Source organism: Ruegeria sp. CDSC042 (assembly GCF_059610745.1).
In genome coordinates, this window is the sequence record NZ_JBXWOF010000005.1 from 130,343 (window position 1) to 153,242 (window position 22,900).

At 55.0% G+C, this 22,900-nt stretch carries 16 protein-coding genes; 12 read left to right on the forward strand and 4 right to left on the reverse strand.

What is annotated here, in order from left to right; genetic code table 11:
* The first annotated feature begins 477 nt into the window (after positions 1-477).
* From AC2FHX_RS12420 to AC2FHX_RS12455, 8 genes are all read left to right on the forward strand, one after another.
* Positions 478-1,800 (forward strand): alginate O-acetyltransferase AlgX-related protein, encoded by a 1,323-nt coding sequence (locus tag AC2FHX_RS12420; protein WP_496691356.1) that lies wholly within the window; start codon positions 478-480, stop codon positions 1,798-1,800.
* A 54-nt stretch (positions 1,801-1,854) separates the two neighbouring features.
* Positions 1,855-3,420 (forward strand): carbamoyltransferase C-terminal domain-containing protein, encoded by a 1,566-nt coding sequence (locus tag AC2FHX_RS12425; protein ID WP_496693734.1) that lies wholly within the window; start codon positions 1,855-1,857, stop codon positions 3,418-3,420.
* Between the two features lie 290 nt (positions 3,421-3,710).
* Complete coding sequence (locus AC2FHX_RS12430; protein WP_496701921.1) at positions 3,711-5,567, forward strand: GumC family protein; 1,857 nt, start codon at positions 3,711-3,713, stop codon at positions 5,565-5,567.
* 173 nt (positions 5,568-5,740) lie between these two features.
* Complete coding sequence (locus tag AC2FHX_RS12435; protein ID WP_142636192.1) at positions 5,741-7,087, forward strand: lipopolysaccharide biosynthesis protein; 1,347 nt, start codon at positions 5,741-5,743, stop codon at positions 7,085-7,087.
* Positions 7,084-8,361 carry an O-antigen ligase family protein gene (locus tag AC2FHX_RS12440; protein WP_271948783.1) on the forward strand — a complete coding sequence of 426 codons (1,278 nt, stop codon included), beginning with the start codon at positions 7,084-7,086 and terminating at the stop codon, positions 8,359-8,361. Before AC2FHX_RS12435 ends, AC2FHX_RS12440 begins: the two co-directional genes overlap by 4 nt.
* Entirely contained in the window at positions 8,358-9,569 is a 1,212-nt protein-coding gene (locus AC2FHX_RS12445; protein WP_496701918.1) for a polysaccharide biosynthesis/export family protein, read from the forward strand. The genes AC2FHX_RS12440 and AC2FHX_RS12445 overlap by 4 nt, the downstream gene beginning before the upstream one ends.
* Before the next feature lie 75 nt (positions 9,570-9,644).
* Entirely contained in the window at positions 9,645-10,808 is a 1,164-nt protein-coding gene (locus tag AC2FHX_RS12450; protein ID WP_496691351.1) for a glycosyltransferase family 4 protein, read from the forward strand.
* Between the two features lie 33 nt (positions 10,809-10,841).
* A complete protein-coding gene (locus AC2FHX_RS12455; RefSeq protein WP_496691350.1) occupies positions 10,842-11,678 on the forward strand; it encodes a sulfotransferase family protein in 837 nt (278 codons plus the stop codon).
* Between the two features lie 24 nt (positions 11,679-11,702).
* Here the strand turns inward: AC2FHX_RS12455 and AC2FHX_RS12460 are convergent, their stop codons facing one another.
* Positions 11,703-12,935, reverse strand: a complete 1,233-nt coding sequence (locus AC2FHX_RS12460; protein ID WP_496701916.1) for a glycosyltransferase family 4 protein — start codon at positions 12,933-12,935, stop codon at positions 11,703-11,705.
* A gap of 425 nt (positions 12,936-13,360) precedes the next feature.
* On the opposite strand from AC2FHX_RS12460, the gene AC2FHX_RS12465 reads away from it, so the two are divergent.
* From AC2FHX_RS12465 to asnB, 3 genes are all read left to right on the forward strand, one after another.
* Complete coding sequence (locus AC2FHX_RS12465; protein WP_496701914.1) at positions 13,361-14,524, forward strand: DegT/DnrJ/EryC1/StrS family aminotransferase; 1,164 nt, start codon at positions 13,361-13,363, stop codon at positions 14,522-14,524.
* Positions 14,525-14,617: 93 nt separating this feature from the next.
* Complete coding sequence (locus tag AC2FHX_RS12470; RefSeq protein WP_496730822.1) at positions 14,618-15,748, forward strand: glycosyltransferase; 1,131 nt, start codon at positions 14,618-14,620, stop codon at positions 15,746-15,748.
* Positions 15,749-15,751: 3 nt separating this feature from the next.
* Positions 15,752-17,701, forward strand: a complete 1,950-nt coding sequence (asnB, locus tag AC2FHX_RS12475; RefSeq protein WP_496701911.1) for an asparagine synthase (glutamine-hydrolyzing) — start codon at positions 15,752-15,754, stop codon at positions 17,699-17,701.
* Between the two features lie 31 nt (positions 17,702-17,732).
* On the opposite strand, the gene AC2FHX_RS12480 is transcribed toward asnB, so the two are convergent.
* Genes AC2FHX_RS12480 through AC2FHX_RS12490 form a run of 3 tightly spaced genes read right to left on the reverse strand, consistent with a single transcriptional unit; the run spans position 17,733 to position 19,941 of the window.
* On the reverse strand, positions 17,733-18,428 hold the full coding sequence (locus AC2FHX_RS12480; protein ID WP_142636210.1) for a PIG-L deacetylase family protein: 696 nt from the start codon (positions 18,426-18,428) through the stop codon (positions 17,733-17,735).
* A complete protein-coding gene (locus tag AC2FHX_RS12485; protein WP_496701909.1) occupies positions 18,425-19,339 on the reverse strand; it encodes a methionyl-tRNA formyltransferase in 915 nt (304 codons plus the stop codon). Before AC2FHX_RS12485 ends, AC2FHX_RS12480 begins: the two co-directional genes overlap by 4 nt.
* Positions 19,336-19,941: a sugar transferase gene (locus tag AC2FHX_RS12490; protein WP_281972943.1), complete on the reverse strand. Its 606-nt coding sequence runs from the start codon at positions 19,939-19,941 to the stop codon at positions 19,336-19,338. Before AC2FHX_RS12490 ends, AC2FHX_RS12485 begins: the two co-directional genes overlap by 4 nt.
* A gap of 1,020 nt (positions 19,942-20,961) precedes the next feature.
* Between AC2FHX_RS12490 and AC2FHX_RS12495 the strand changes: the two genes are divergently transcribed.
* On the forward strand, positions 20,962-22,896 hold the full coding sequence (locus AC2FHX_RS12495) for a polysaccharide biosynthesis protein (protein WP_496701907.1): 1,935 nt from the start codon (positions 20,962-20,964) through the stop codon (positions 22,894-22,896).
* The last annotated feature ends 4 nt before the right edge of the window (positions 22,897-22,900 follow it).

Consider the following 22,900-nt stretch of genomic DNA (forward strand, 5'->3'; position numbering starts at 1 on the left):
GTTAACTGTAACAAAACCCTGCTGGCTGGATATTAGGGGTTTCCCGTATATTCATCCGTCTGCTGTGCCGCTGACGATACACCCGCCAAAATCATTGTCCTCCGGCGACGGAAAGGACTATGTCGCCGTACTGAATTCGGGAACAATAGGCCGTACAAGGACGGATTATGCGTGCAATGTGATAGCGCCGTGCGCCCACTAGGCGTTGAAAGAGCGGGTGATTTGCTTTTCGGCATAACGGTGGTAAAAAAATCTGGTTTTGTTTTGTATTCGAGTGTTGTGTGCTGTGTGTATTTATCCTGTTGTTTTTGAGCGTTTTTCATATTCTAGAGGGTCAGGCGATGCGTCTGCTTCCTGCGCTTTTCAGGCCGCCGCAGAAAAGCTTGCCGATGATACGCAAATCGGTTCAACTGAATTCGCCCGGTTTCGCCGTTAATGACGGCAAATGTCGATATCGGTCGAAAGGGACCAGATGGAATGACTGAAAAAACCCGCAGTTCGCGTTTCGGGTCAATCCTATGTCTGGTCGCCGCTCTCTATTTCTTTGGGGTCGTCGCATATGCACTGGTAAATTCAGCGGAATTTGCCAATGGAACAGCGCGGTTGATCCGATACATACTGGCTCCGGGCGCGATTGGGCTGGCCCTGGCCTTGTGCGCGGCCTTCTTGTCGAACGAAGCCAGGCTGACTGTTGGTTTGAGCGCGGTATCGCTTTTGGCGGCTCTGTTTGCATTTGAGGCCTATCTGACCATCAAAATAATCCCCGGACGCCTAGGGCTAGTCGGATTTGTCGGCGATGAGGTAAGCGTCGAAGAATACAAGGAAAACTTGCCTCCGGGCAGGACAATGAAACATGTAAACGATGCGCTGGATACACAACTGCTCGAAACTGCGTATCTGGCCCCCATGCCGGGTGACAAGATGCTATTGTGCTCGGTGTTGGGCGAGCCGGTGACCTACACGCCGGATCGTCTGGGGTTTCGCAATCCACCATCGGTCTATGAAAACGATGTGAGTGTGATGCTGCTGGGTGACTCGTTTTCCGAGGGGTTCTGCCTGAGAGAGGGTGAGCATCTGGCGGATAAGCTGCGTCAGGGCATGCCGAACCTGCTTAACACCGGCCACAGGGGCATTGGCCCGCTGTATCAACTGGCGGTTTTGGGCCGGTACGGGCCAGAGTTCCAGCCCGACCTCACGCTTTTCTCTTTCTTTGCGGGCAATGACTGGCGCAATCTGGAACGAGAGCTTGAGAAGCCATGGTTGAGCGCAGCACTAGACCCGGCTGTAGATTTTGGCCCAATCGAGCATCCGGACCAGTCGGAATTAACCGCACCGGTGATATCCGGATGGTGGGCAGAGACTACTTTATCCTGGGGCGATTACCTGCGGGCGCAACGGGTGTTCAGAAACTTTCTGGCATTGCAGAAAACGGCCGAGATCCTTGGGATTCACTATCCCAAGGCAACTGATGAAAATCCGGTATTTACCGATGTTCTGATGCGGGCAAAACAGATTACATCAGAATGGGATGGTGAGATTGCCATTGTGTATGTTCCGACGGTCAGCCGCTATATGGGTCTGGTCGCCCAGCCCTTTATCCACGACCCGCTGCGAGTATTGGTGAAAGATGCGGCTGCGCAGGCTGGGCTGGACGTGATAGACTTAACGGATGTTATCGAAATGCAAGAGGATCCGGCATCGTATTATGCGCCGGATTCTCATTTCAACGAAGCAGGCGCAGAACTGGCCGCTCGGGCAATTACAGAGGGGCTGCGCCAACGCAATTTGATAGAACAGTAACGAATTGGTGTGTTTTGCCAGGACCGCGCAACAAGCGCGGTAAAGAGGTGTGAAATGAAGATTTTGTCATTCAAGTCGGGTCACGACGGTACGGTTGCGGGTATTGATGCCCAAAACGGTAACCTGCTGTTTTCCTATGAATCCGAGAAAGACAGTTTTCCCCGCAACACGTCAGTCACACCGGATACATTTATCGACTCTGGCCTGTGGTTCCGGGACTTGCCTGATATCCTGGCCCTTAGCGGCTGGTCAACGACCGGAACACAACATGTGACGACCTCGGGGGCAGGGTATTTCGGCATTGGCGAAGATGCTCAGACCGTGGGGAAACGGACGTTTTTTGGCAAAGAGATCGACTATTTCTCATCGACCCATGAAAGGGCACATATCTGGGGCGCTTATGGGATGTCTCCGTTTCGTCAAGGTGAACCTTGTTATGTGTTGGTTTGGGAAGACACGCTTGGCGATTTCTACAAGATTGATGAAGATCTAAAGCTGTCTCATGTCGGTCGGGTGATGACCGGGCCCGGTGCCCGATATTCGTTCCTGAGCGCACTGGTTGATCCCGATTATCCCGTGCTTTCGCGTGAACAACGGCGTGAAGACCCCGGGAGGATGATGGCGGCATGTGCCTATGCAGAGCCCGGTTCACATGACGCGGATGAACATGCGCTGATAGACTATCTTTTGTCAGATCAGCCATTGGCCGAGATTCTACGCAAGGACCGTCTGACCGATTCCCCGTTTTTCAACGTCGGAATGCACAGCCAGCAGTTCAGTAATCTTGCACAGAAACTCTCGGATGCGATTTTTTCACGGTTCCTTGCCTTTGCCGAACAGAACCTGACAGAGGGCTATCCGCTGGTGATTGCCGGCGGATGTGGATTGAACTGCGATTGGAACACCAAGTGGCAGAATTGCGGCTTGTTCCGAGATGTATTTGTACCGCCTTGCAGCAGTGATTCCGGCTGCGCCATAGGAACTGCGGTTGATGCCATGCGCCACTATACGGGCCAGGCAAAGCTGGATTGGACGGTTTATTCCGGTCAGTCCTTTGTGGATGATAAAATCGACAGTAGCGGCATGCGGGTCAGCGAGCTGCGTCTGAACGATGTCGCGGATGCGTTGATGTCCGGTGAGCTCATCGGTTGGGCCAGAGGGAACTGTGAAATCGGTCCGCGCGCATTGGGCAACCGCTCGATTCTGGCGGCCCCGTTCTGGGCCGAAACCCGCGTGCGCTTGAACAGGGCTAAAAACCGGCCGGATACAAGCCCCGTGGCCCCATCCTGCCTTGAGGAAGATGTCAGCCAGCATTTTGAGTGGGAAAACTCCGCGCCTTATATGTTGCATCTGCAGAAGGTGACCAATCAGAACCTGGCCGCGATCACGCATGTAGACGGAACAGCAAGGGTCCAAACAGTCCGCCGGGATCAGAATGCTTTCTTTTACGACCTGCTGAACGCATTCAAGTCGGCTTCGGGCACGGGTGTATTGTGCAATACGTCACTGAACTTTCGCGGAGCGGGGTTCATAAACAAAACCAGTGATCTGCATCACTATGCAAGATCGGCAAAGCTGGACGGCTTTGTCGCAGGAAACACGTTTTACAGGTTTAACTAGTAATATTGGCGCGCTTGCGGTGTCGCCGCACTTTTGGAGGTTAAGTACTTTGTCGTATGAATCAGGTCTGCAAAACTTTGAAAGACGCCGCCTTATAGCTTCTGCAACAGCAAGGATTCCGGCCTATTGTCTCTTGTTTGGAAACATTGAGCAAATAACGACAAGAAAATTCGGAAAAATGGCCAAGCTGTCCAATCAGTAGGATAAGAATTCGTTCGAACATGGGCGCAGCATCAAAGATTTGTATTTCAGGCGACGGTGATCTTGGTCGCTACAAGGGACGATAGAGAATGGATCAAAACCATATCGCAAACCAATTTGGCCAGCAGCGTCTGGATGGCATATGGCGGATGATTTACCGTCATCTGAAGTTGATCCTCGGAGTGACCGCAGCTGTGATCGTCGGCACGTTTATGGTCGTCAATCAACTGGACCCAAGATACAAATCCCGCGCCGAAATCGTTCTCACATCTCTGGATATGCGCGTCCGCGCCGACAGTGTCGAACTTGAATCCTACGAGCTGACCCGCACTTTGATTGAAACCGAAATCGACATCCTGCGGTCACGAGAGTTTGCGGCAGAGGTCGCCCTGGCGCTGGACCTGTTCGAGAATGAGGCTTTTGCCGGGGCGCAAAACCCCGCAAATCCGCAATCCACATCCGTTATCCGCAATCGTGTAATCGACAATACACTGTCGACATATAACGTACTTCGGCAAGGAGAGAGCCTTGCGATTGAGATCATCTCAACAGCAGAAGACCCGCAGCTGGCAGCCGATATTGCCAATACAGTTGCAGAAACCTTTATCCTTCGCCTGCAGCAGCGGCGGCAGCAAGGTCTTTCATCTTCCATTTCTTTTCTTAAGGACCGCGTAAATGAACTGGGTGACGAACTGACCCGTGACGAACTTCAGATGGCGGCCTTTATTCTTGAAGAAAATCTGGCGGATGAATCCGTGCCGGGTAGGCTTCGGTCGGAACTTGCGCGGCTGAACTCGCAAAAAGATGTGCATGAGATCAACGGAGCCAGCAGCGAAGAGGTCAACAAAATTGCTGACCAGATTGCCGTTGTTGAACAGGCATTACGCAGCCGGACCGGTTCGGAAATAGCATTGCTGCGGATGGAACGCGCGCTAGAGCTTCTTCGGATCCGGTATCAGACGACGATTGAAAAACTGAATGATTTTGAAACCCAGCAACAGTTTCTTGGCCAGGCAGTTCAGCAGGTTTCGGTTGCTCATGCGCCGACTTCGGCATTCTGGCCGAATACCAAAGTCGCCGTCGCAGTCAGCGCGATTGTCGGGTTCTCTCTGGCATTTGTGATCGCCCTGTTGATGGAGGGCAGCAACACGAGGATCGTCAACGAAAACCAGATCGAACAGCAAACCGATCTGACCAATTTGGGTTTCCTGCCGGATACAGTGATGGATTCGGACACGGATGGTCAGCAGGAGTTGTTGCGCTTTATCCGTGATCAGGGCCGCTCGCCCTATGTCGAGGCGCTGCGCAGTGTTTTGACGATGTGGTTTAACACAAATGATGACGGCAGCATCGTCATGGTTACCTCTGGTGTTCCTGGAGAAGGCAAGACCGTGGTTGCGGTTTCGCTGGCCCTAGTGGCGGGTACAGATGGGATGCGCGTTCTATTGTTGGATATGGATAACCACCGTTGCCGTGCCTCAAAAACACTGGGTCTTACCGGGGCGGCCCCGGTCGAGATCGAGGACGCGCTGAGCGGTGCCGTGCAACCCAGCCAGATTTATGTCGATGGTGAAAGGGTACCGGGGGTTTCGTCGATCAGTCTGAACCTGCGTCCGAAAATATCCCGCAAACAGTTGATGCAGCAGCTTGGCGAATACGGGCGCATGTTGCGCAATCAGTACGATCTTGTGTTGGTCGATACACCGCCGACATTGGTCATTGATGACACGATCCGACTTGGGCCGCTTGTCGATGGTACGTTCCTGGTGGTGCGCTGGGGGCAGACCACCGAAAAAATTCTCAAGGATGCAATCGAAAAGCTGCGGATGAGCAATATCAAGATTTCCGGTACGATCATGAATGGTGTGAACATGCGGAAGCAAAAGCAATATGGGTATGGTGCCTATACATATCATTACTCGGATGAGCCTGGGAAAAGCAGCTGATTACGGTTCGCAGACCCTTGTAGGATTTGTTAGATTGGTGATTGGGTATTGGTTTTTATTTGCGAATATGAGGGCACAGCGCCCGCGACGCTTTTGCGGCGTGGTCCAATGACCGGCAGCCGCCAAGGGGTGGAATTGGCCGGTCGTTTGTGCGGCGGGCGGGTGGATCAGACATGACCTCTCAGCCCGGCGCAACCTCAATCCCGACTGCTGTGCTTCGGCGTTTACTGCGCAATCTGAAATGGATCTTTTCCTCTCAGATAGCAGTCGCTTTGCTGGGCCTTGTGTTTCTGCCGGTGGCCGCTCGCGCACTTGGGGCTGCAGGCTTGGGGGTAATGGCAATAGGCGAGGCCTATGCACGGATCGTTTCCCGGTTCCTTCATCTTGAGCCCTGGCAGGCGGTGATTAGATATGGAAGCACTGCGCTGGAGGAAGAAGACCGCGAACGATTTCGCCGACTTGTCGGGCTGTCGGTCCTGATTGATGTGGTTGGGGGCGTATTGGCCGCCGGCGCTGCGATCGCATTCGCACCGATCATCGCCGGATGGCTGGGGCTGGATCAGGATCTTGCATGGGTGCTGCCGGTCGCATCGCTGGGAATTCTGGTTTCGCTGAGGCCAACCGGGCTGGCTTTGTTGCGGTCCTTCGACCGGTTCGATCTGTTGGCCAAACTGGATATTTTCGCAGCGTCTGTGCGGATGGTGCTGGGGGTAATTGCCTGGCAACTTGGGTTTGGGCTGCCTGGCTTTGTCGCGATATTTGTTGCTGTCAGCCTTTTAGACGGCGTTCTGGCCTTTGCCGCGGGGCTGCGAGAAATGTCGCGGAATGGCTATGGCCGCCCGATGCTTGGAATAAAGCAAACTCTGGGTGAAAATTCCGGGTTTCTGCGCTTTGTTTGGAACAGCAATCTCTCGGTCATCTTGCGTCAGACCACGCAGCGCCTGGACGTGATCATATTGGGTGTTCTGATTTCACCGACGATGGTGGGATATTACCATATCGCGAAACGGTGCGGCGAAGCTGCACTGCGTCTTGGACGGCCGCTAAGCCAGGCGATCTATCCCGAGTTCACCCGGTTTGCCGCCCGAAATGAATTTGACCGTTTGCAAAAAATGCTAACGGGTCTCAGCGCCGGGTTCTGGGGGGTAATTGCCCTTGTCTTGATTCCAGTGATCTTGATGCTGGAACCGATCGTTACTGCGATTTTTGGCGTGGATTATGCCCCCGCAGTACCGGTCGTGCGCGTGCAGGCAATCGCGGTAGGTATTTACCTTGGTGGGATACTGCTGAACCCTGCACTGCTGAGCCTGGGGCAAGACCGGGCTTTGGTTCGGATCGGTTTGTTGAACACTATTTTGTTTCTGATCCTCATTGCACCGTTGGTTTCTGTTTTGGGCGTGGTCGGTGCCGCTGTGGCGCATGTGCTGTGTAATTCCGTCTGGCTAGGGCTGTGTGTGTTACACTTGCGGCGTACATTGCTGAACCCTGCATTACACGGAAAGGAGCAGGTGCGCCCATGAGACCTGCATCGGCCCAATCAGTTTCCTTTGGCAAGCCGACCAATGGAATCGGCTATTTGCCAAGCGTAGACATGGCAGCTCTCTATTTCCTGATGGCGGCTGTAGCCCTTGCGCCGATGAACTATCTCAGAGTGGATTTCGTCTATTTCACCCTCTCGGATTTCTTCTTTGTGCTGGCTGGGTTTGTCATGCTGGCAACTGGCCAGCTGCCGGTTAAGATATTCGGGCCCGCAAGCGGGTTCTGGTACAGTTCGTTCCTGTTTTTCACAGGGGGCCTGACCATAGGTTCGTTGATCAACGGTGACCCGACCGAGCTGCTGACAGTGTTTGTTCAGTACTTCTTTTCGTTGATCGTGCTGCCAGTCCTGATCGGCAATCGAAGCTTTGATCAGATCGTCCTGCTGATGAAGGCATTTATTATTGGTATGGGCATTGTTGTGCTGTTTGGCATCTATGCAATCAACTTCATGGAAGACCCGACACACCGGTTTGTATCCGCCAATGGTCGCATGCTTTCGCTGGTCGAGCGGGCAAATGAATGCGCGCTTATGCTGGCGATGGCCATCGTTTTCCTGCTTAGCCTGATCCTGCAGAAGCAAAGCAGCCGCATCTGGGGGCTGATCGGGCTGCCAATCCTGTTTTACGGCGTCATCCTGACCGGTTCGAATTCTGGTCTGATCGTGACCATAGTGGGGACTGTCGCCATTATCCTCAGCAGCGGGTCCCCGCGTCATGTTGTGACCCTGATCGTCGGCACGTTGATTGCGGTTTTGGTGGTCCTGAACTTTGGTGAGCTTTTCTTGCCCGAGGTCTTTCGCGAACGAGTTCTGAATGCCGTTCTTGCAGGTGACATTAGCCAGGCGGGCACGTTCTCTGACCGGTTATTCCTGCTGCAAGAGGCTTTCGAGGTATCCCGTGGCACTTTGTTGATCGGGCTGGGTGCAAACCAGTACAGCCTGGCCAGCGAACAGGGAATCGTGGTTCATTCGGCCTATTTGCTGACTCTGTCCGAAGGTGGCTTGATTTCTCTGCTCGGTATGGTCGGCTTTATTTTGGCCAGCATATACTTGGCCTGGATGGCCATTTCTGTCGGCCGCTCGCCATCGGTCGGGGCACTGACCATCGTTGCCATGCTGATGTATGTCGTGCTGCTTGCCGGGGCGACGACCTTTTATGCCCGGTTCTGGAACGTACCCTTTGTCCTTGCCATTGCGCTTAGCGTGTCGCGCCTGCCGGTGTTAGGACCAACGAATACACTTAGGAGAATGTCGTGAAATTATTGCAAAAACTGATGCTTTCTGTGATCGCGGCTTCGGCTTGTTTTATCGGTGCGCTTCAGGCCGAGGAATATGTTCTGGCACCGCAGGACAAGATCAATTTGCGTGCGATGCGTTGGGATCCGGTGGTTGCGTCTTTTGTGAACTGGCAAGGCGTTTCCGGTGAATATGCGCTTTCTTCGGGAGGGATGCTGATGGTGCCTCTGGCCGGCCAGGTTCAAGCTGAAGGGAGAACGACCGAAGAACTGGTACTGCTGCTGGAAACTCAGATGCGCACTCGCGTGGGGATGGCAGAACCGCCTCATCTGGCGATCGAAGTCATCGGCCATCTGCCTGTATACATATTGGGGGATGTCCAGATTCCAGGCTCGTACCCCTATCGGCCACAACTGACCGCGCAGCAGGCGATGGCGCTTGCGGGCGGGGAATACCGGTTGCCGTTGCAAAATGACGTAGGAACGAACTTTACCGGATTGCGGGTTCAGGGTGAAGTTCAGTTGTACAATGAACAGATCGAAGCTCTGCAAGCCGAACAACGCCGACTGCTGGCTGATCTGTCAACACTAACCCCGGACGGTGGTGATGCCAAAATTGAACCCCCGCAAGGTCTGCAGGGGGAGATTCTGCAAGCGGATCAACAGGCCCGGGAAGGGCAGGGTGAACGCATCATCCAACTACAGGAAACCCTGAAAGATCAGATCGAAAGCCTCGAGCGGCAGCTTGAACTGCGGGCAAATCAGATCGCGATCACGCGTGGTGATCTGGATGATGCGCTCGAGTTGCAGAAGAAGGGCCTGACCGTCAGTTCGCGCGTGTCCTCCCTGTCCAACGCGCTGAACGATCTGGAAAGCAAAAGTGTGGATATCGAGATCGCTTTGGGCTTGGCCCGGCAACAGCTGAACCGCGCGCAACGCGATGAGCTGGAGTTGCTTGATACCGCGCGCTCGAATGCGCTGGTGCGGCTGAATCTGGTGCAGATCGAACTCGAGGATTTGCAGACCCGGCTGGGCACAGCGAAAATCCTGCAGGCCGAGCTGGCAGCGCTTGGCGTTGTTGAAGAGGTTGATGCGGTCGAAGAGATCGTGATCGAATACTCGGTCACCCGCGCGGCCGGAGGAGCCGCAACGGCGATTTCGGGTGACACTGTCTTGTCCCCGGGGGATACGCTTTCGGTTTCTCGAACCTTCGTCACGCAAACACAATAGATTTCAGTTCAATGATTTATGGTTCAGCGCGCGGTTCTGATGTCCGGCGCTGAGCCAAAAAGGCGGCAGGCCAGAATGAAAAAGATACGCGTTTTATTTCCCTTTGCAGGTTGGGCAGATCTGGGCGGCAGTCATGTTTCCGCGCTCAAACTTGCGTCCTGTCTGGACCGGGATCAGTTTGAACCATTGGTCCTTTGCCACAACGAAGCTGGGTCGGTTGGGCAGTATGCTCAATCGCTGGGTCTGAATGTCGATGTTTTGCAGGGCCCCAGGCTTATGGGCCCTCCAAACAACAAAACGGATGCAGATGTTGGCTTTCCGGAATACTGGACCCGGACCTACGGCCAGCTCGTCCGGTTTTTGCGGGACAAAAAGCCAGATATCGTCCACACAAATGAGGGCCGATTGCATGTGAATTGGGTGTTTCCGGCCAGACGGTTGGGGATCAAGCATATCTGGCACCACAGGCAGGATCCGCGCGCGGTAGGCGTTAACTATGTCGCGCCGGTGTTTTCGAACCGCATCCTAAGCGTGTCGTATTTTTCGAAACCCTCGCGCCCGATACGCTCGGTTGACAAAAAGTTTCAGGTCATCCGCAGCCCCTTCGACCTGAGCATTCAGCGCCCGGATCCAGACGCGGCGCGTCGGATGATCCTGAACGAAATCGGTGCGCCGGAAAATGCAGTTCTTCTAGGATATTTTGGCCATCTGGAACCGCGAAAACGGCCGGTTCATTTTGTCCAAAGCCTTGTGGCCATTCAGAAACAGATTGGGGACAGGCCGGTACATGGCCTGCTATTTGGCAAAGTACTCAATCCCGATGACGGGTTGGACACAGGCTCCATGGACGTGGCCCGAGAACAGGGGATGGGCGCGCAGATTCATATGATGGGGTTTCGGCAGGATGTTGAAAAGTGCATGGTCGCCATGGATGCCACCCTTGTGCCGGCCTTGAACGAGCCATTTGGACGTACTTTGATCGAGGCAATGCACCTTGGACTGCCTGTTGTGGCCACACGGCACGGCGGCAATGTCGAGGCAATCGATCATGGCAAAACCGGTTTTCTGGTGGATCCAGAAGACCCCGAAGCCTTTGTTGAGCCGGTCGTTTCTCTGATCGAGGACCAGGAGCTGAGGCAGCAGGTTACACAAGCGGCCTACCAATATGTGCAGGATAATTTTGGGTTGGATAAACACGTGGCCGAAGTGTCCGACGTGTACCGCGAATTGGTATCGTGATCCCGATGCGGATCGTAGGGATTAGAGGATAATATGGGCCTGGCGAACGAGCGAAAGATAGATTTCCTGATATTCGGTGCTGCGAAATGTGCGACCACCTGGTTGCAGAATTCTTTGACGGCGACGCCGCAGATTTTCATGCCGGATCCCGAGCTGCACTATTTCTCGGATCATTTTGACCGGGGGGCGGTCTGGTATCGCGATCAATACGAGGGATATGCGGGCCAGAGCATCGTGGGTGAAAAGTGCAATACCTACCTGACACATCCAGAGGCCGCCAAAAGGATCGCCCAGGATCATCCCGATGTCAGGTTGATCCTGCAGATGCGCGATCCGGTTCGAAGGGCCTATTCCGACTACTGCATGTTGTATCGCCGGGGCACTGTCGGGGACGACATTCATCGGTATCTGGACCCTGACAAGGCCGGTGATGAAAGGTTCCTGCACAATGGTAGATATGCCTATCACCTGCGCCGTTTCTACGATCTGTTCCCGACAGATCAAATTCTGTTGCTGGCCTACGAAAACACGATCTCACAACCGGTAGAAACCTTACGCCGTGTCGCCGAACACATCGGTTTTTCCGGTGTCGTGGAGCCGCCACTAGAAGAGCGGGTCAAAAACAAAAATACGCCAATCGTGCCCTTGCCTCTGAGGCGGGTTCTGGCGCCGCTTCGACCGTTGCTTGACCCGATCCGGCATACGGGGCCGTTAAAGGCGATTCGCAAAGCGGTGGCGCGGCAGGTGGAGTATCCTGAATTGCCGGATGTATTGGCGCAGAAAATGGCCGATTTCTATAGGCCTGACGTCGCCGAGCTTGATGCTATTGATCCGGGTCTCAGCCGCGGGTGGCGCAGTTTCTCGGATTAGACGTGAGCTTAGAATGGGTGTGGATCAGTCGGTGGCAGTGGAGGGCAGCTTGGTATCGCTGTCGATTAGGCCCATCTTCCGCAGCAGGATCGTGTTGATCCGCGCGACGTCGAACTCTTGCTCGGCACGCGCCCGCGCGGCCTGACCCATGGATTCGATTAGGCTCCGGTCTTCAACGAATTTTCTCATCGCCTCCGCCAGCGCCTCTGGATTGCGTTTGGGGACGATAAACCCGTTTTCCCCGTCGCTGACCGCATCGGCGCATCCCGGGGCATCGGTCGTAATGACGGCGCGCCCTGTCGACATCGCCTCAAGAATGGCGCGGGGGATGCCCTCACGATAGACGGTGGGTAGTACGAAGACCGAACATTCCTTGAGAAATGGCCGAACATCCTTGGTTTCGCCCAGATATTCGATATGCCCCTGCTGACCCCATTCTTCGAGCTGCTGTGCGTTGACCGAGTCCGGATTGTCATCCAGCGGGCCCAACAACTGACAACGAACATCAGGGAATTGTTCCCTAAGCTGCCGGGCGGCCTCGGCATATTCGAACACGCCCTTGTCGCGCAGCAGGCGCGCGATCATCAGGAAAACGGGCGGATCTGTGGGCGGGTTGGATTTTGCGTATCTGGCGAGATTGACACCGGAACCGGGCACAATCGACAGCGCGGCCTTTTTCGCCATCAACCGTCTGCTGCGAAACTCCTCGGCGTCGACCGAGTTGTAAACCAGAACTTCGTCGACACCTTTCAATCCGATGCGGTAAAGGCCTGTCGCCACCGCTCTCAGCACTTTTCGGCGCACGGTCAGTTTGGCATCGGCAAATACATAACCTAAACCGGTACACATCGCGAACCGCCGCCGAACGCCGGTCAACCGCGCCGCAAGGCCGCTGAAGATGATCGGCTTCATCGTATAGGCAAAGACGATATCGGGCCGTATTTCCCGGCAGATCCCGATCAGTGTGAACAGGGTGGACAGATCCTGAAATGGATTTAACCCCGCGCGCGCCATAGGGATTTGCCGAAATGTCACGCCGATCTCGGCTAGGGCTGCTTCGGTCGCCGCATCGTTTTCCGGTGCGCAAGCAAGTACGTCTGCGCGTTCAGCAAGCTCTTTCAACAGATCATAGCGAAAATTGGTCAGTGAGGTCGTAAGATTGCCGACAAATAGAACTTTTGGACGTCCGCCAGTTGTCGAACTACGTTCGGCAGGTACGGCTTGGGCACCGGAAGCGGTGTTGGGAATATCACTCATCAAAGAAACATTTCAAACTTTAAAAACCAAGGTTGAGGCGATGCTGATCCATGTCGCCGAAGCTGTCAACGGCGCTGTCACCAGAGCCGATTGTTGCCTATTTTTCACCTCTGACTGTCTGCGGCCTGATTGTTGAAAAATCACGCCGTTAAGTGACCTGGAACCTTGCATAAGCAATCGATTCAGGTCAGGTTTTGCCTGCCGCGGCACAAAAAGATATTTCCGAACCTGCGGAGTTTGTTTCCAATTCAGGCGCTTGCCGCCAAAAATTTGTTAATTGTTGAGTTTGCCTGACCATCCTCGGATGGGTTGGCGTGAGGTAAAGAAATGATCCGGAAATCCTGCTGTCTAAATTTGAGCAATAATAGGCTTGGCCCATCTTCCATCGGCTATCCTCTGGCCGCTTATCTGAAGGGAAACAGCTGATGCCCAAATGGCCATTCTTCGAAGAAGATGAAATTGATGCTGTCAGCGCAGTGCTAAGATCCGGTTGCGTGAATGCCTGGACCGGCCCCGATGTCAAAGAATTCGAACGTGAATACAGCGCCTATACCGGCGCGCAGCATGCGATCGCCATGGCAAATGGCACGGTCACTCTGGACGCCGCGCTGCTGGCGTTGAACATCCGACCCGGAGACGAGGTTATCGTCACACCGCGTAGCTTTATCGCGTCTGCCAGTTCGATCCTTCTGGCCGGTGGCAAGCCGGTATTTGCAGATGTGGATCGTGACAGCCAGAACATCACCGCAGAAACGATTGCACCGGTTCTGACCGACAGAACCGTGGGGATTATCGCGGTCCATCTGGCCGGGTGGCCATCGGATATGGCGGGTCTCATGGATCTGGCGCGCAGCCGCGACCTCTGGGTGATCGAGGACTGTGCGCAGGCGCATGGTGCCATGATCGGTGACCAGCACGTGGGAACCTTTGGCACCTGCGGCTCGTATTCGTTCTGTCAGGATAAAATCATCACAACCGGCGGCGAAGGCGGAATGCTGATCACCAATGATGATGAGCTGTGGTCCAAGGTCTGGAGCTATAAGGATCACGGTAAAAACTATGAACAGGTGTTTAACAAAAGCCACCCTCCGGGGTTTCGCTGGCTACATAGTGGCCAGCCGGGCACCAATCTGCGGATGACCGGGCTTTCCGCCGCCATCGGGCGCATTCAGCTGGCGAAATTGGACGGGTGGCGCGCCCATAGAACCAGAAATGCCGAGATTTTGGCGGGAGCTCTATCCGGATGCGCTGCGTTTCGGGTATCTGTTCCACCTGCCGGGCTGACACACGCCTATTACCGGTTTTATGCGTTCATAAGACCTGAGAATCTGGCCTCGGGTTGGAGCAGGGATCGCATCATAGCTGAGATTTCTGAGGCGGGTTTCCCCGTGTTCTCGGGCAGTTGTTCTGAAATATATAGAGAAGAGATGTTCGCACGCCTTGGTGTTGGCCCGGTTGATCCCTTGCCGGTGGCGAAAGAGCTTGGTGAAACCAGCCTTGCTTTTCTGGTTGATCCGACCTGGTCGCATCAAGACATCGTCGGTCTGGCCGAATTTGTACGCGAAATCGGAGATCGGGCGCGTGCATAGGCAGTTCACACCGCCGCATCCAGGGGCGTGTCTGAAGGTTCCGACCCGGCATCTGCCGCCGGATCAGGTTAGTGAGTTTCGGGTGTTGAACGGATGATCATGCATGTCATCACCGATTTTTCCGGTCAGGGCGGGGCCCAGGCGATGCTGGCGCGGTTGGTTGCCATATCCGGGGATCGGGTATTGGTGGTGTCGCTGACGGAGGTTTCGGACAGGATCAAAAGCCAATGTGCAAATCCAAACGCCGTTCTGATCGGATTGAATGCCAGATCACTGTCGTCCATGCCCCGCGCGATATTGCAGATATCGCGTCTTATCCGTCAGTATAAACCGCAGGCGGTTCTGTGCTGGATGTACCATGCGATGGTCATCGGGCTGATTGCCAGCTGGATATCAGGTCGAAAGGTACCAATTTACTGGACGGTGCGGCAGGCTTTGGACGATACCAGCTCATTCACGCGCAGCACGCGGATTGCCGTTGATCTGTGTCGGCGTTTGTCGGGCAGGTGTGCAGGGATCATTTATAACTCGCAACGCGCATTGGATCAGCACACGAAGAACGGGTTTGCTGCTGCGCGGTCTTGCGTCATTCCGAACGGTCTGATCATGCCTCAAGCCTCTGTGGTGCGGAGCGACCCGCCCAGGGTTTTTGGGATCGCGGCGCGGTTTCATCCACAGAAGGATCACGAAACCCTTTTCCAGGCTCTGTCCCTGGCGCTGCGGTCAGTCCCCGATCTGCGCATCATCGCGGCCGGAGAGAATATGTCGCCTGAAAACTCCGAAGTACAATCATTGCTGGCGCGCTATAACCTGACTGCGGACAATGTAGAGCTGTGCGGCGACCTGCATGATATGGCTGCATTCTACAAACGGATTGATGCGCTGGTGCTTTCATCCCGAACCGAAGGGTTTCCGAATGTCATTGTCGAAGCGATGAGCTATGGCCACCCCGTTGTGTCGACGGATGTGGGTGATGCGGTGGTGATCATTCGCGACTGCGGATTGATCGTACCGCCCCGCAACGCGGAATTGCTGGCAGACGCTTTGGTCCATGCCGCAAATTGGTCGGCCCCAGAGTATCTGGAGAAAAGAGAAAAAGCCCGGGCGATTGTGGCCAGCACTTACCAGCTTGACCGCGTTGCCGCACAGTATCGGGACATTTTGGAGAGCGGCAGTCTTGATCCCGATAAGATTGCCTCTCAGCCAGAACAGAAGGGGATCTGAGCGATGTGTGGCATCACCGGATTTATCAACTTTGGCACCGTTGATCGGTCTCAGGCCTCATCCGTCCTTGGCAAGATGTGTCAATCGATTGAACACCGTGGCCCGGATGGAACCGGGTTGTTTGTGGACCCAGATCAGGGCGTGGCCCTGGGGCATCTGCGTCTGGCCATTATTGATCTTTCGGAAACCGGGGTACAGCCGATGGATTCCGCCGATGGCCGGTTCACCATTGTGTTCAATGGTGAGATCTATGGCTATCTGGAATTGCGTCAGGAATTGCAGGATCTGGGCATAAGCTTCAGGGGCACGTCCGATACCGAAGTTTTGCTGGCGGCGATGCAGCTTTGGGGTATCCGCAAGACACTGGACCGCGTCCACGGGATGTTTGCCATTGCCGTGTTTGACCGGAAAACCCAAAGCGTGACACTGGCGCGCGACCGGATTGGCAAAAAACCTCTCTATCTGGGCCTGGCCGGGAAAACCGTTCTGTTTGGGTCTGAATTGAAGTCACTGCGCGCGCATCCGGAATTTGGACCGGCAGAGGTGGACCGCGCAGCCTTAGGATCGTTTCTTCGGTTGGGATATATTCCTGCCCCGCGCACGATTTACCCAAATGTCCTGAAACTACCTGCGGGCTCTATGGTCGAGATCAAACTTGATGCCGCACCGGCCTCGCTGGATGCGCTTCTGCAAGGGATCGAGCGGTTTTGGGATATCGAGGCGGTAGTGACTGAGGCGCGCGCAAACCCATATCCCGACGATGAAACAGCAATAGCTGAAATTGAATCCGAACTGCTGCGCGCGGTGGGCGAACGGATGGTTGCGGATGTGCCGGTCGGGACCTTCCTGTCGGGCGGTATCGACTCGTCACTGATCACTGCGATGATGCAAGAGCAGTCGAACAGGAAAGTGCCCAGCTTTACCGTGCGTTTCGATGATGAAGACACCAACGAAGCCGACCATGCAAAGGCCATCGCCGAGTATCTTGGGACGGATTATCACGAGGTGACGGCGACGCCGGAAATGGCGTTTCAAGCCATCGAAGGTTTGCCGCAAGTGTTTGACGAACCCTTCGCCGACCCGTCACAACTACCGACCCTGCTGGTTTCGCAACTGGCGCGCCAGCAGCTTAAAGTCGTCATGTCCGGCGACGGCGGTGACGAGTCGTTTGGTGGCTATGCCCGCTATGTGCGGATGCAGGCCTTTGAACGCCTGAAGGGCAAAATGCCCGACCTGGCAATTCAAGCCCTGTCGCAGGCGCCGCAATCAGTTCTTGCCGCTCTGGTGCCTGTGCTAAGGCCATTCGCCCCGCGCAGCATGCGCGATGATCTGAGCGCCGACCGTCTGGCCAAGCTTGCGCCGGTTCTGCAGGGACGAGAGTTCCAGTGCCGCTATCAGGCCCAGTTTTCGATCTGGTCCTCCGGTATGCTTGGAAAGTCCGGCATCCCGCTGGGCAATGAGATCGGAACGCATGATTTGCCCGCAGGATTGAGCCGGTTGGACAGCATGATGTTGTTGGATTCACTTTATTATCTGCCGGATGATATTCTGGTGAAAGCTGACCGCACGTCGATGTCGGTCGGGCTTGAGATGCGCGCCCCATTGTTGGACTATCGCGTTGTAACGGCCGCCTGGCGTTCCTCGGCTTCGCTTCGGTGCGACGGGAAGGCTGGCAAGGTGGCGTTGCGGGAGCTTTTGAAAAAGCGGGTTCCGCAATCGCTGTACGACCGGCCAAAGCGCGGGTTCGGTATCCCACTCAACGCTTGGCTGCGCGGGCCCCTAAAGTCCCGTGTTTCCAGCATTCTTCTGGATGGGAACGGGCTTGAGGGTTTTGTGGACAAGGCAGCGTTGGAAAAATGCTGGGCCGAGCACCAATCAGGCAAACGCAACTGGGGTGCTCAGCTGTGGACGGTCTTTATGTTCCAACTATGGTCCGAAGCGTGGATGCGCTGATCGCAGCTTGGCGATTTTGCGATCAGGTCAGTCAGATAACCGACCTGACCAAGACAAAGCCCTCAGCCGCGGCCCGGTGAACCGTCGCGCCACGCAAAGTTGCCAACGCTTTCAAGCTCTGAACCGAACGCTCGTGCGGGGGCTGTTTGACCTGGCTTGCAAATAACTGGAAGGCTTCCAGTTTACGCTCCAATGTATCCGAAATGTCCACAAACATGTTTGGCACGAACGGCGGCGTCAGATATGGCGCGTTCCAATTTGTCTCGGACAGCGTCTCATAGGCCGCGATCGTCGTCGGGTATTTGTCCTGATAAGGTCGGCTTGCCACCAAAGTCGAAAGGAAACTCAACTGGTGGTCCAGATGGATGTCGCCGGGATGCGGCGCCAGGATGACACTTGGGTCGAGGTCACGGATCAGCGTCCCCAGACCTGCGTTCAGGTCACCATGGGGGTGCTCAGCCAGTTCGGCGGCAGGGAAGTCCAGCCAGTGCGTATGCGTCACACCAAGATGCTCATGTGCGGCCCGGGCTTCGGCCTGTACATTGGCGATCTGTTCCGTGCTGAACCGGGGCGACCGACCCGTTGTGACAATCGCGATATGGACTGCGCGACCTGCATCTGCCAGTCGTGCGATGGTGCCGCCAGCCCCAAGGACTTCATCATCCGGGTGCGGAGCAACCACAAGTACCGGTCCGTCCTGTCCGTCAAAAGGTGTCAGCGCTGTCATTCGGAATTCCTGAGCTTTGAGTGCAGATCGGGCGGCGCATCGGCGCCGGTCCAGTTTATGATGTCCAGACATTTCCCATCCCCACAGGCGACCGTAAACCGGTTTCCTTTGATGGCCTGTATCTGACCAGGCAGGCCGATATAGTAGCCCTGCAGGGCGGTGTTCTGTACACCCAGCAGGACCAACTTCTCACCGGATGCAGAATACGTGTAAGCGCCGGGATAGGGCGGCCCGGCTGCGCGTATCAACCGGTTAATCTCTGCCGCCGGTCTGGTCCAGTCGATCAGGCCGTCCTCGGGCCGCCGCCGCGCACAAAGGCTGATCCCGGTTTCCGGTTGCGGCGCCGCCGGGATGTCACCTTCGGAGATTTGTGTCAAAAGCTGAGGCAGCAGCTGCGTCAGGGCCTGAAGCGCCCGGTCATACAGCTCGCGCGCTGTTACCGTGTCGGGATCGACCGCATATCGAGCTTGCGCCGCAATCGGGCCGTCATCGGCCCCTTCGCCAAGCCAGAACAATGACGCGCCTACATCGGTTTCGCCCAATATGACAGTCCAGGGGATTACACCGCGCCCGCGCAGACGGGGCAGGGCGGATGGGTGAAACCCGACGCATCCGATCTTTGCCTGGGCCCGAAATTCCGGCCCGCAAATCTGAGACCACCCGATGACCAGTATCAGATCAGGTTTTACGGCTTGAATGGTTTTGATTGTTCCGGCCGAGTCACTTTTGGCGGTATAGTGGACAGGAATATCATACCGATCTGCAGTGGGTTTGAGATCTGCAAAATCAGAGTGCCGGTGAGACAAGTCCGGCGGTAGTGTCACCACCAAATCCGGTACAAACCCTCGGGCACATATGGCGGATAAGGCGACATGTGATCCTTCGACCGCCCCCACAAATACCGTCTTCATGCAGGTGTCTCCTTTCGGCTGTCCAGCCAGTTGTCTGCGGCCTGAATTCGGTCAGGGCGTTTATGCTCTCCGGCCAAGGCTACCATAATGGTTTCGAACAATATCTTCAGATCAAGCGACAGTGACCGGTGCGCGACATACCATAGATCCAGCTTTAGCTTCTCGTCATTTGAAAGCGCGGTATTGCCGCTGACCTGAGCCCACCCTGTCAGACCGGGCCGAACCGTGCAGCGCAACCGCCCATTGTCTCCAAACTCTTCGATGGTTTCGGGAAGCAGGGGACGGGGGCCAACAAGGGCCATATCTCCGCGCAAGATGATCACAAGCTGGGGCATCTCATCCAGCCTTACGCGGCGCAGAAGCTTGGTGGTTTTTGTCTGACGTTCCGAATCTGGCAGCAAAGCCCCGTTTTGATCGCGTGTGTCGGACATTGTTCTCAGCTTCCAGATGCGAAAGACGCGCCCGTTGCAGCCTGCCCGCCGTTGGCCAAAAAACAAAGGTTGCCCGACCGAAAACAGCACAATCACACAACCCGCCAGAAAAAAGGGCAGCGCGATCGTGCCCGCGATCAGGCAACACAGTATTTCGAGAAATCTGTTCATATTCAAACCCAAGAACTGTAGCTGAAAACTACGAATATCAAACCAAGAACCAACATCTCCCCGGATCATCCTGCTGGCCGGATCCAAGTTCCGGCGCACTGATACGAAGTCTGGGCTGAGTTGATCCCAAATCGATTCTCGATTCAAGCGGCAGAGCTGACCGGCACCCTGACTATGCGGAAATTTTTCCAAGCATGCGCCAAGTTCACAAAGCCTTTGTCAGGAAAACCGGCCTGCGACTCATTAGAGGATTGGCCGAAAGGAGTTGTCATCTTTGTTGCGTCTTGGTTCACAATGCCCCGATAGGGGCTTATTGTGGATCGATTGGGCAATATTGAGACCCGGACAGCGGCCCCCGAAGATTTCATCGGATTGAGAAAATGACTGTAATTTTCCCCGTGAGATTAGCATTTCTCTTGTTTACGCTAGGTCAATCGGCGCTCAAGTCAGCCGAAACAGGGAGGAAATTCTGCAACCCTCAGCAAAATATCAGTCAAAGAGTACTTCAGAAAACGCTGCAATTCGTTAATGAAGTGTGAAGAAATTACTTTTGAGGGCGCGGAAACGTATGTTAGCGTTGAAGGAGATTGAAGAAATTGCGCTAACCGGCGAACCAGAGGAACAATTTTGTTACTTGCGCGAATTATTATTATTAACGAGTGAAGTGAGTGTGTTCAACTTGGGCGATTGAGACAAGCTCAAGTGAAGGGGGCAAAACAAAGATACGGGTACAAGGCTTTCGGTTGATCATCTGATCGCGAGCCTTTGGTTTATATAGGACAGCTGCAAGCGGTCTGTGAGTGATCAGTTGGGAGCTGTGGCAATGTTTTGATGCTGCAGGACCCTGTTGGGTAACGATGTACGAGTAATTCTCGATCGGAATTGAGCCGGTGATGAGATAAAGGGGTGAGGTAAATGGTTTCGGGTTTTCATTGCTGGCAAACGCAGATTGTTAGTGAGTTGCGTGCCAATCATCGATTAGTCTTTGGAGACATTGTTGCTTCGTCTTTCTCAGCCGTAGTGGCAATCAATCTTGCGAATGGTGGAACGGTAGCGCAACAGATGGCGCCAGCCATGTTCCCGCTGATGCTCTTGTCCAGCCTGATTGGACTGGCGGTTTTCCCGCTTGCGGGCATGTACCGGCGCCACACACGCTCGACATCACTGCGAGACATTCGTCTGATTCTGCGGGGATCGACAATGTTGGTCCTGTGCCTCATGGCTGCCAGTGCAGTTTTCGAAGTGACCAAGGCTGTACCCTTCGCTGCTTTCATTATTCAGCTTGGCTTGATGATCCTTCTGCTCAGTGCCCTGCGTGTAGTTGCCCGTAGCCGTGAGCTGAATCGCCAGAATGCGCGGTTGATGGCCGAACATCAGGACAAGGTTCCGGTGCTTTTGGTTGGCACGGGTGCAAGTTGTGATCTATTTGTCAGGTCTTTGCGGAATACGCATTCCAAGTATCAGCCGGTGGGCATTATTGACGATGCGCGCAATACCATGGGGCTGTATTTCCACGATGTTCAGATTATCGGATCTCTTCTGGATGCCGATCGCGTGGTCGAGCGGCTTAAAGCCTGGGATCATTTGCCCAGACGCTTGTTCCTGACCGAACCGATCACGCATTTTGAAAGTGACGGCATCCGCAAGCTGACCAGCTGGTGTGAATCCAACGGTATCGCTGTCTCACGCGTGCCGGGTCTTGGGGAAGAAGGCCAGGATGCGGCCAACGGTTGTATTATCAACCCGGAAGAAATTCTCGAGCGGCCACAAAAAGCTGTCGAACGCTCGATGTTGCGCGAGATGTTCCGTGGGCGCCGCGTATTGGTGACCGGTGCCGGTGGTTCGATCGGTAGCGAACTGGCACGTCAGATAGCCTCTTTCGATCCGGCGGAACTGGTGATGATCGACCATTGCGAGTTCAACGCCTATACCATCGACATGGATTTGTCGCAGAACTTTCCAGATGTTCCCCGGCGGATGTATATCGCAAGCATTCGCAATGCGTCGCGTGTGAATGACATCTTTGAACGTCATCGCCCCGAGCTGGTATTCAATGCCGCAGCCCTGAAGCATGTTCCGATGGTTGAGATGAATCCCTGCGAGGGCGTTTTGACCAATGTGATCGGAACCCGTAACGTCGCGGATGCGGCCCGGAACTATGGTGCTATCGCGATGGTGCAGGTTTCCACCGACAAGGCTGTAAACACCACCAGTGTGATGGGTGCAACCAAGCGCGTTGCTGAGTTCTACGTTCAGGCGCAGGACCGTGTAACCAACGGAACCGAGGAAGAAACCCGGTTCTTCTCGGTACGGTTTGGCAATGTTCTGGGGTCGTCGGGCTCGCTGATCCCGCTGTTTCAACGTCAAATCTCGAACGGTGGTCCGCTGACCGTGACTGATCCCCGGATGGAGCGGTACTTCATGACCATCCGTGAGGCCGTGCAACTGACTCTGGTTGCGGCCGCCAGTGGGTTGAAAATGGAAAGCAGCCACGGAGAGATTTTCGTTCTGGATATGGGTCGGCCGGTCAAGATCGTGGATTTGGCCGAACGGATGATCCGCCTCGCCGGGCTAAAGCCTTATGAGGATATCGACATCGAATTCATTGGTATTCGTCCAGGCGAAAAGCTGTTCGAGGAATTGTTTGATGCGTCTGAAAAGCGCCACGAATGTGGCATTCCGGGCGTCGGGTCCGCACGGCCCGAGGGCATTCCTGTTGCCCGCCTGCGCGCCATGATCCGGAAACTGGAACAGGCTGCGGCAGAAGGTGACGAACTGGCTGCCAAACGCCTGCTGAAAGAGTTGGTGCCAGGGTATGGTGCAAATGGCCTGCGTCCGGTTCCGATCTCGGAATTCTCGTCTAAGCCCATTTTCAAAAGCGCTGGCACAAACGCAGCAAATGCAGTCAGTCAGTCTGAAGGAGAAAACCCGGAACTGTTGCCCGCTGGCAGCTGATTAA

What these genes read in the sequence shown, in the direction of transcription:
- AC2FHX_RS12420 (WP_496691356.1), top strand. Translation starts at nt 478, where the DNA reads ATGACTGAAAAAACCCGCAGTTCGCGTTTCGGGTCAATCCTATGTCTG.
- AC2FHX_RS12425 (WP_496693734.1), top strand. Translation starts at nt 1,855, where the DNA reads ATGAAGATTTTGTCATTCAAGTCGGGTCACGACGGTACGGTTGCGGGT.
- AC2FHX_RS12430 (WP_496701921.1), top strand. Translation starts at nt 3,711, where the DNA reads ATGGATCAAAACCATATCGCAAACCAATTTGGCCAGCAGCGTCTGGAT.
- AC2FHX_RS12435 (WP_142636192.1), top strand. Translation starts at nt 5,741, where the DNA reads ATGACCTCTCAGCCCGGCGCAACCTCAATCCCGACTGCTGTGCTTCGG.
- AC2FHX_RS12440 (WP_271948783.1), top strand. Translation starts at nt 7,084, where the DNA reads ATGAGACCTGCATCGGCCCAATCAGTTTCCTTTGGCAAGCCGACCAAT.
- AC2FHX_RS12450 (WP_496691351.1), top strand. Translation starts at nt 9,645, where the DNA reads ATGAAAAAGATACGCGTTTTATTTCCCTTTGCAGGTTGGGCAGATCTG.
- AC2FHX_RS12455 (WP_496691350.1), top strand. Translation starts at nt 10,842, where the DNA reads ATGGGCCTGGCGAACGAGCGAAAGATAGATTTCCTGATATTCGGTGCT.
- AC2FHX_RS12460 (WP_496701916.1), bottom strand. Translation starts at nt 12,935, where the DNA reads ATGAGTGATATTCCCAACACCGCTTCCGGTGCCCAAGCCGTACCTGCC.
- AC2FHX_RS12465 (WP_496701914.1), top strand. Translation starts at nt 13,361, where the DNA reads ATGCCCAAATGGCCATTCTTCGAAGAAGATGAAATTGATGCTGTCAGC.
- AC2FHX_RS12470 (WP_496730822.1), top strand. Translation starts at nt 14,618, where the DNA reads ATGATCATGCATGTCATCACCGATTTTTCCGGTCAGGGCGGGGCCCAG.
- asnB (WP_496701911.1), top strand. Translation starts at nt 15,752, where the DNA reads ATGTGTGGCATCACCGGATTTATCAACTTTGGCACCGTTGATCGGTCT.
- AC2FHX_RS12480 (WP_142636210.1), bottom strand. Translation starts at nt 18,428, where the DNA reads ATGACAGCGCTGACACCTTTTGACGGACAGGACGGACCGGTACTTGTG.
- AC2FHX_RS12485 (WP_496701909.1), bottom strand. Translation starts at nt 19,339, where the DNA reads ATGAAGACGGTATTTGTGGGGGCGGTCGAAGGATCACATGTCGCCTTA.
- AC2FHX_RS12490 (WP_281972943.1), bottom strand. Translation starts at nt 19,941, where the DNA reads ATGAACAGATTTCTCGAAATACTGTGTTGCCTGATCGCGGGCACGATC.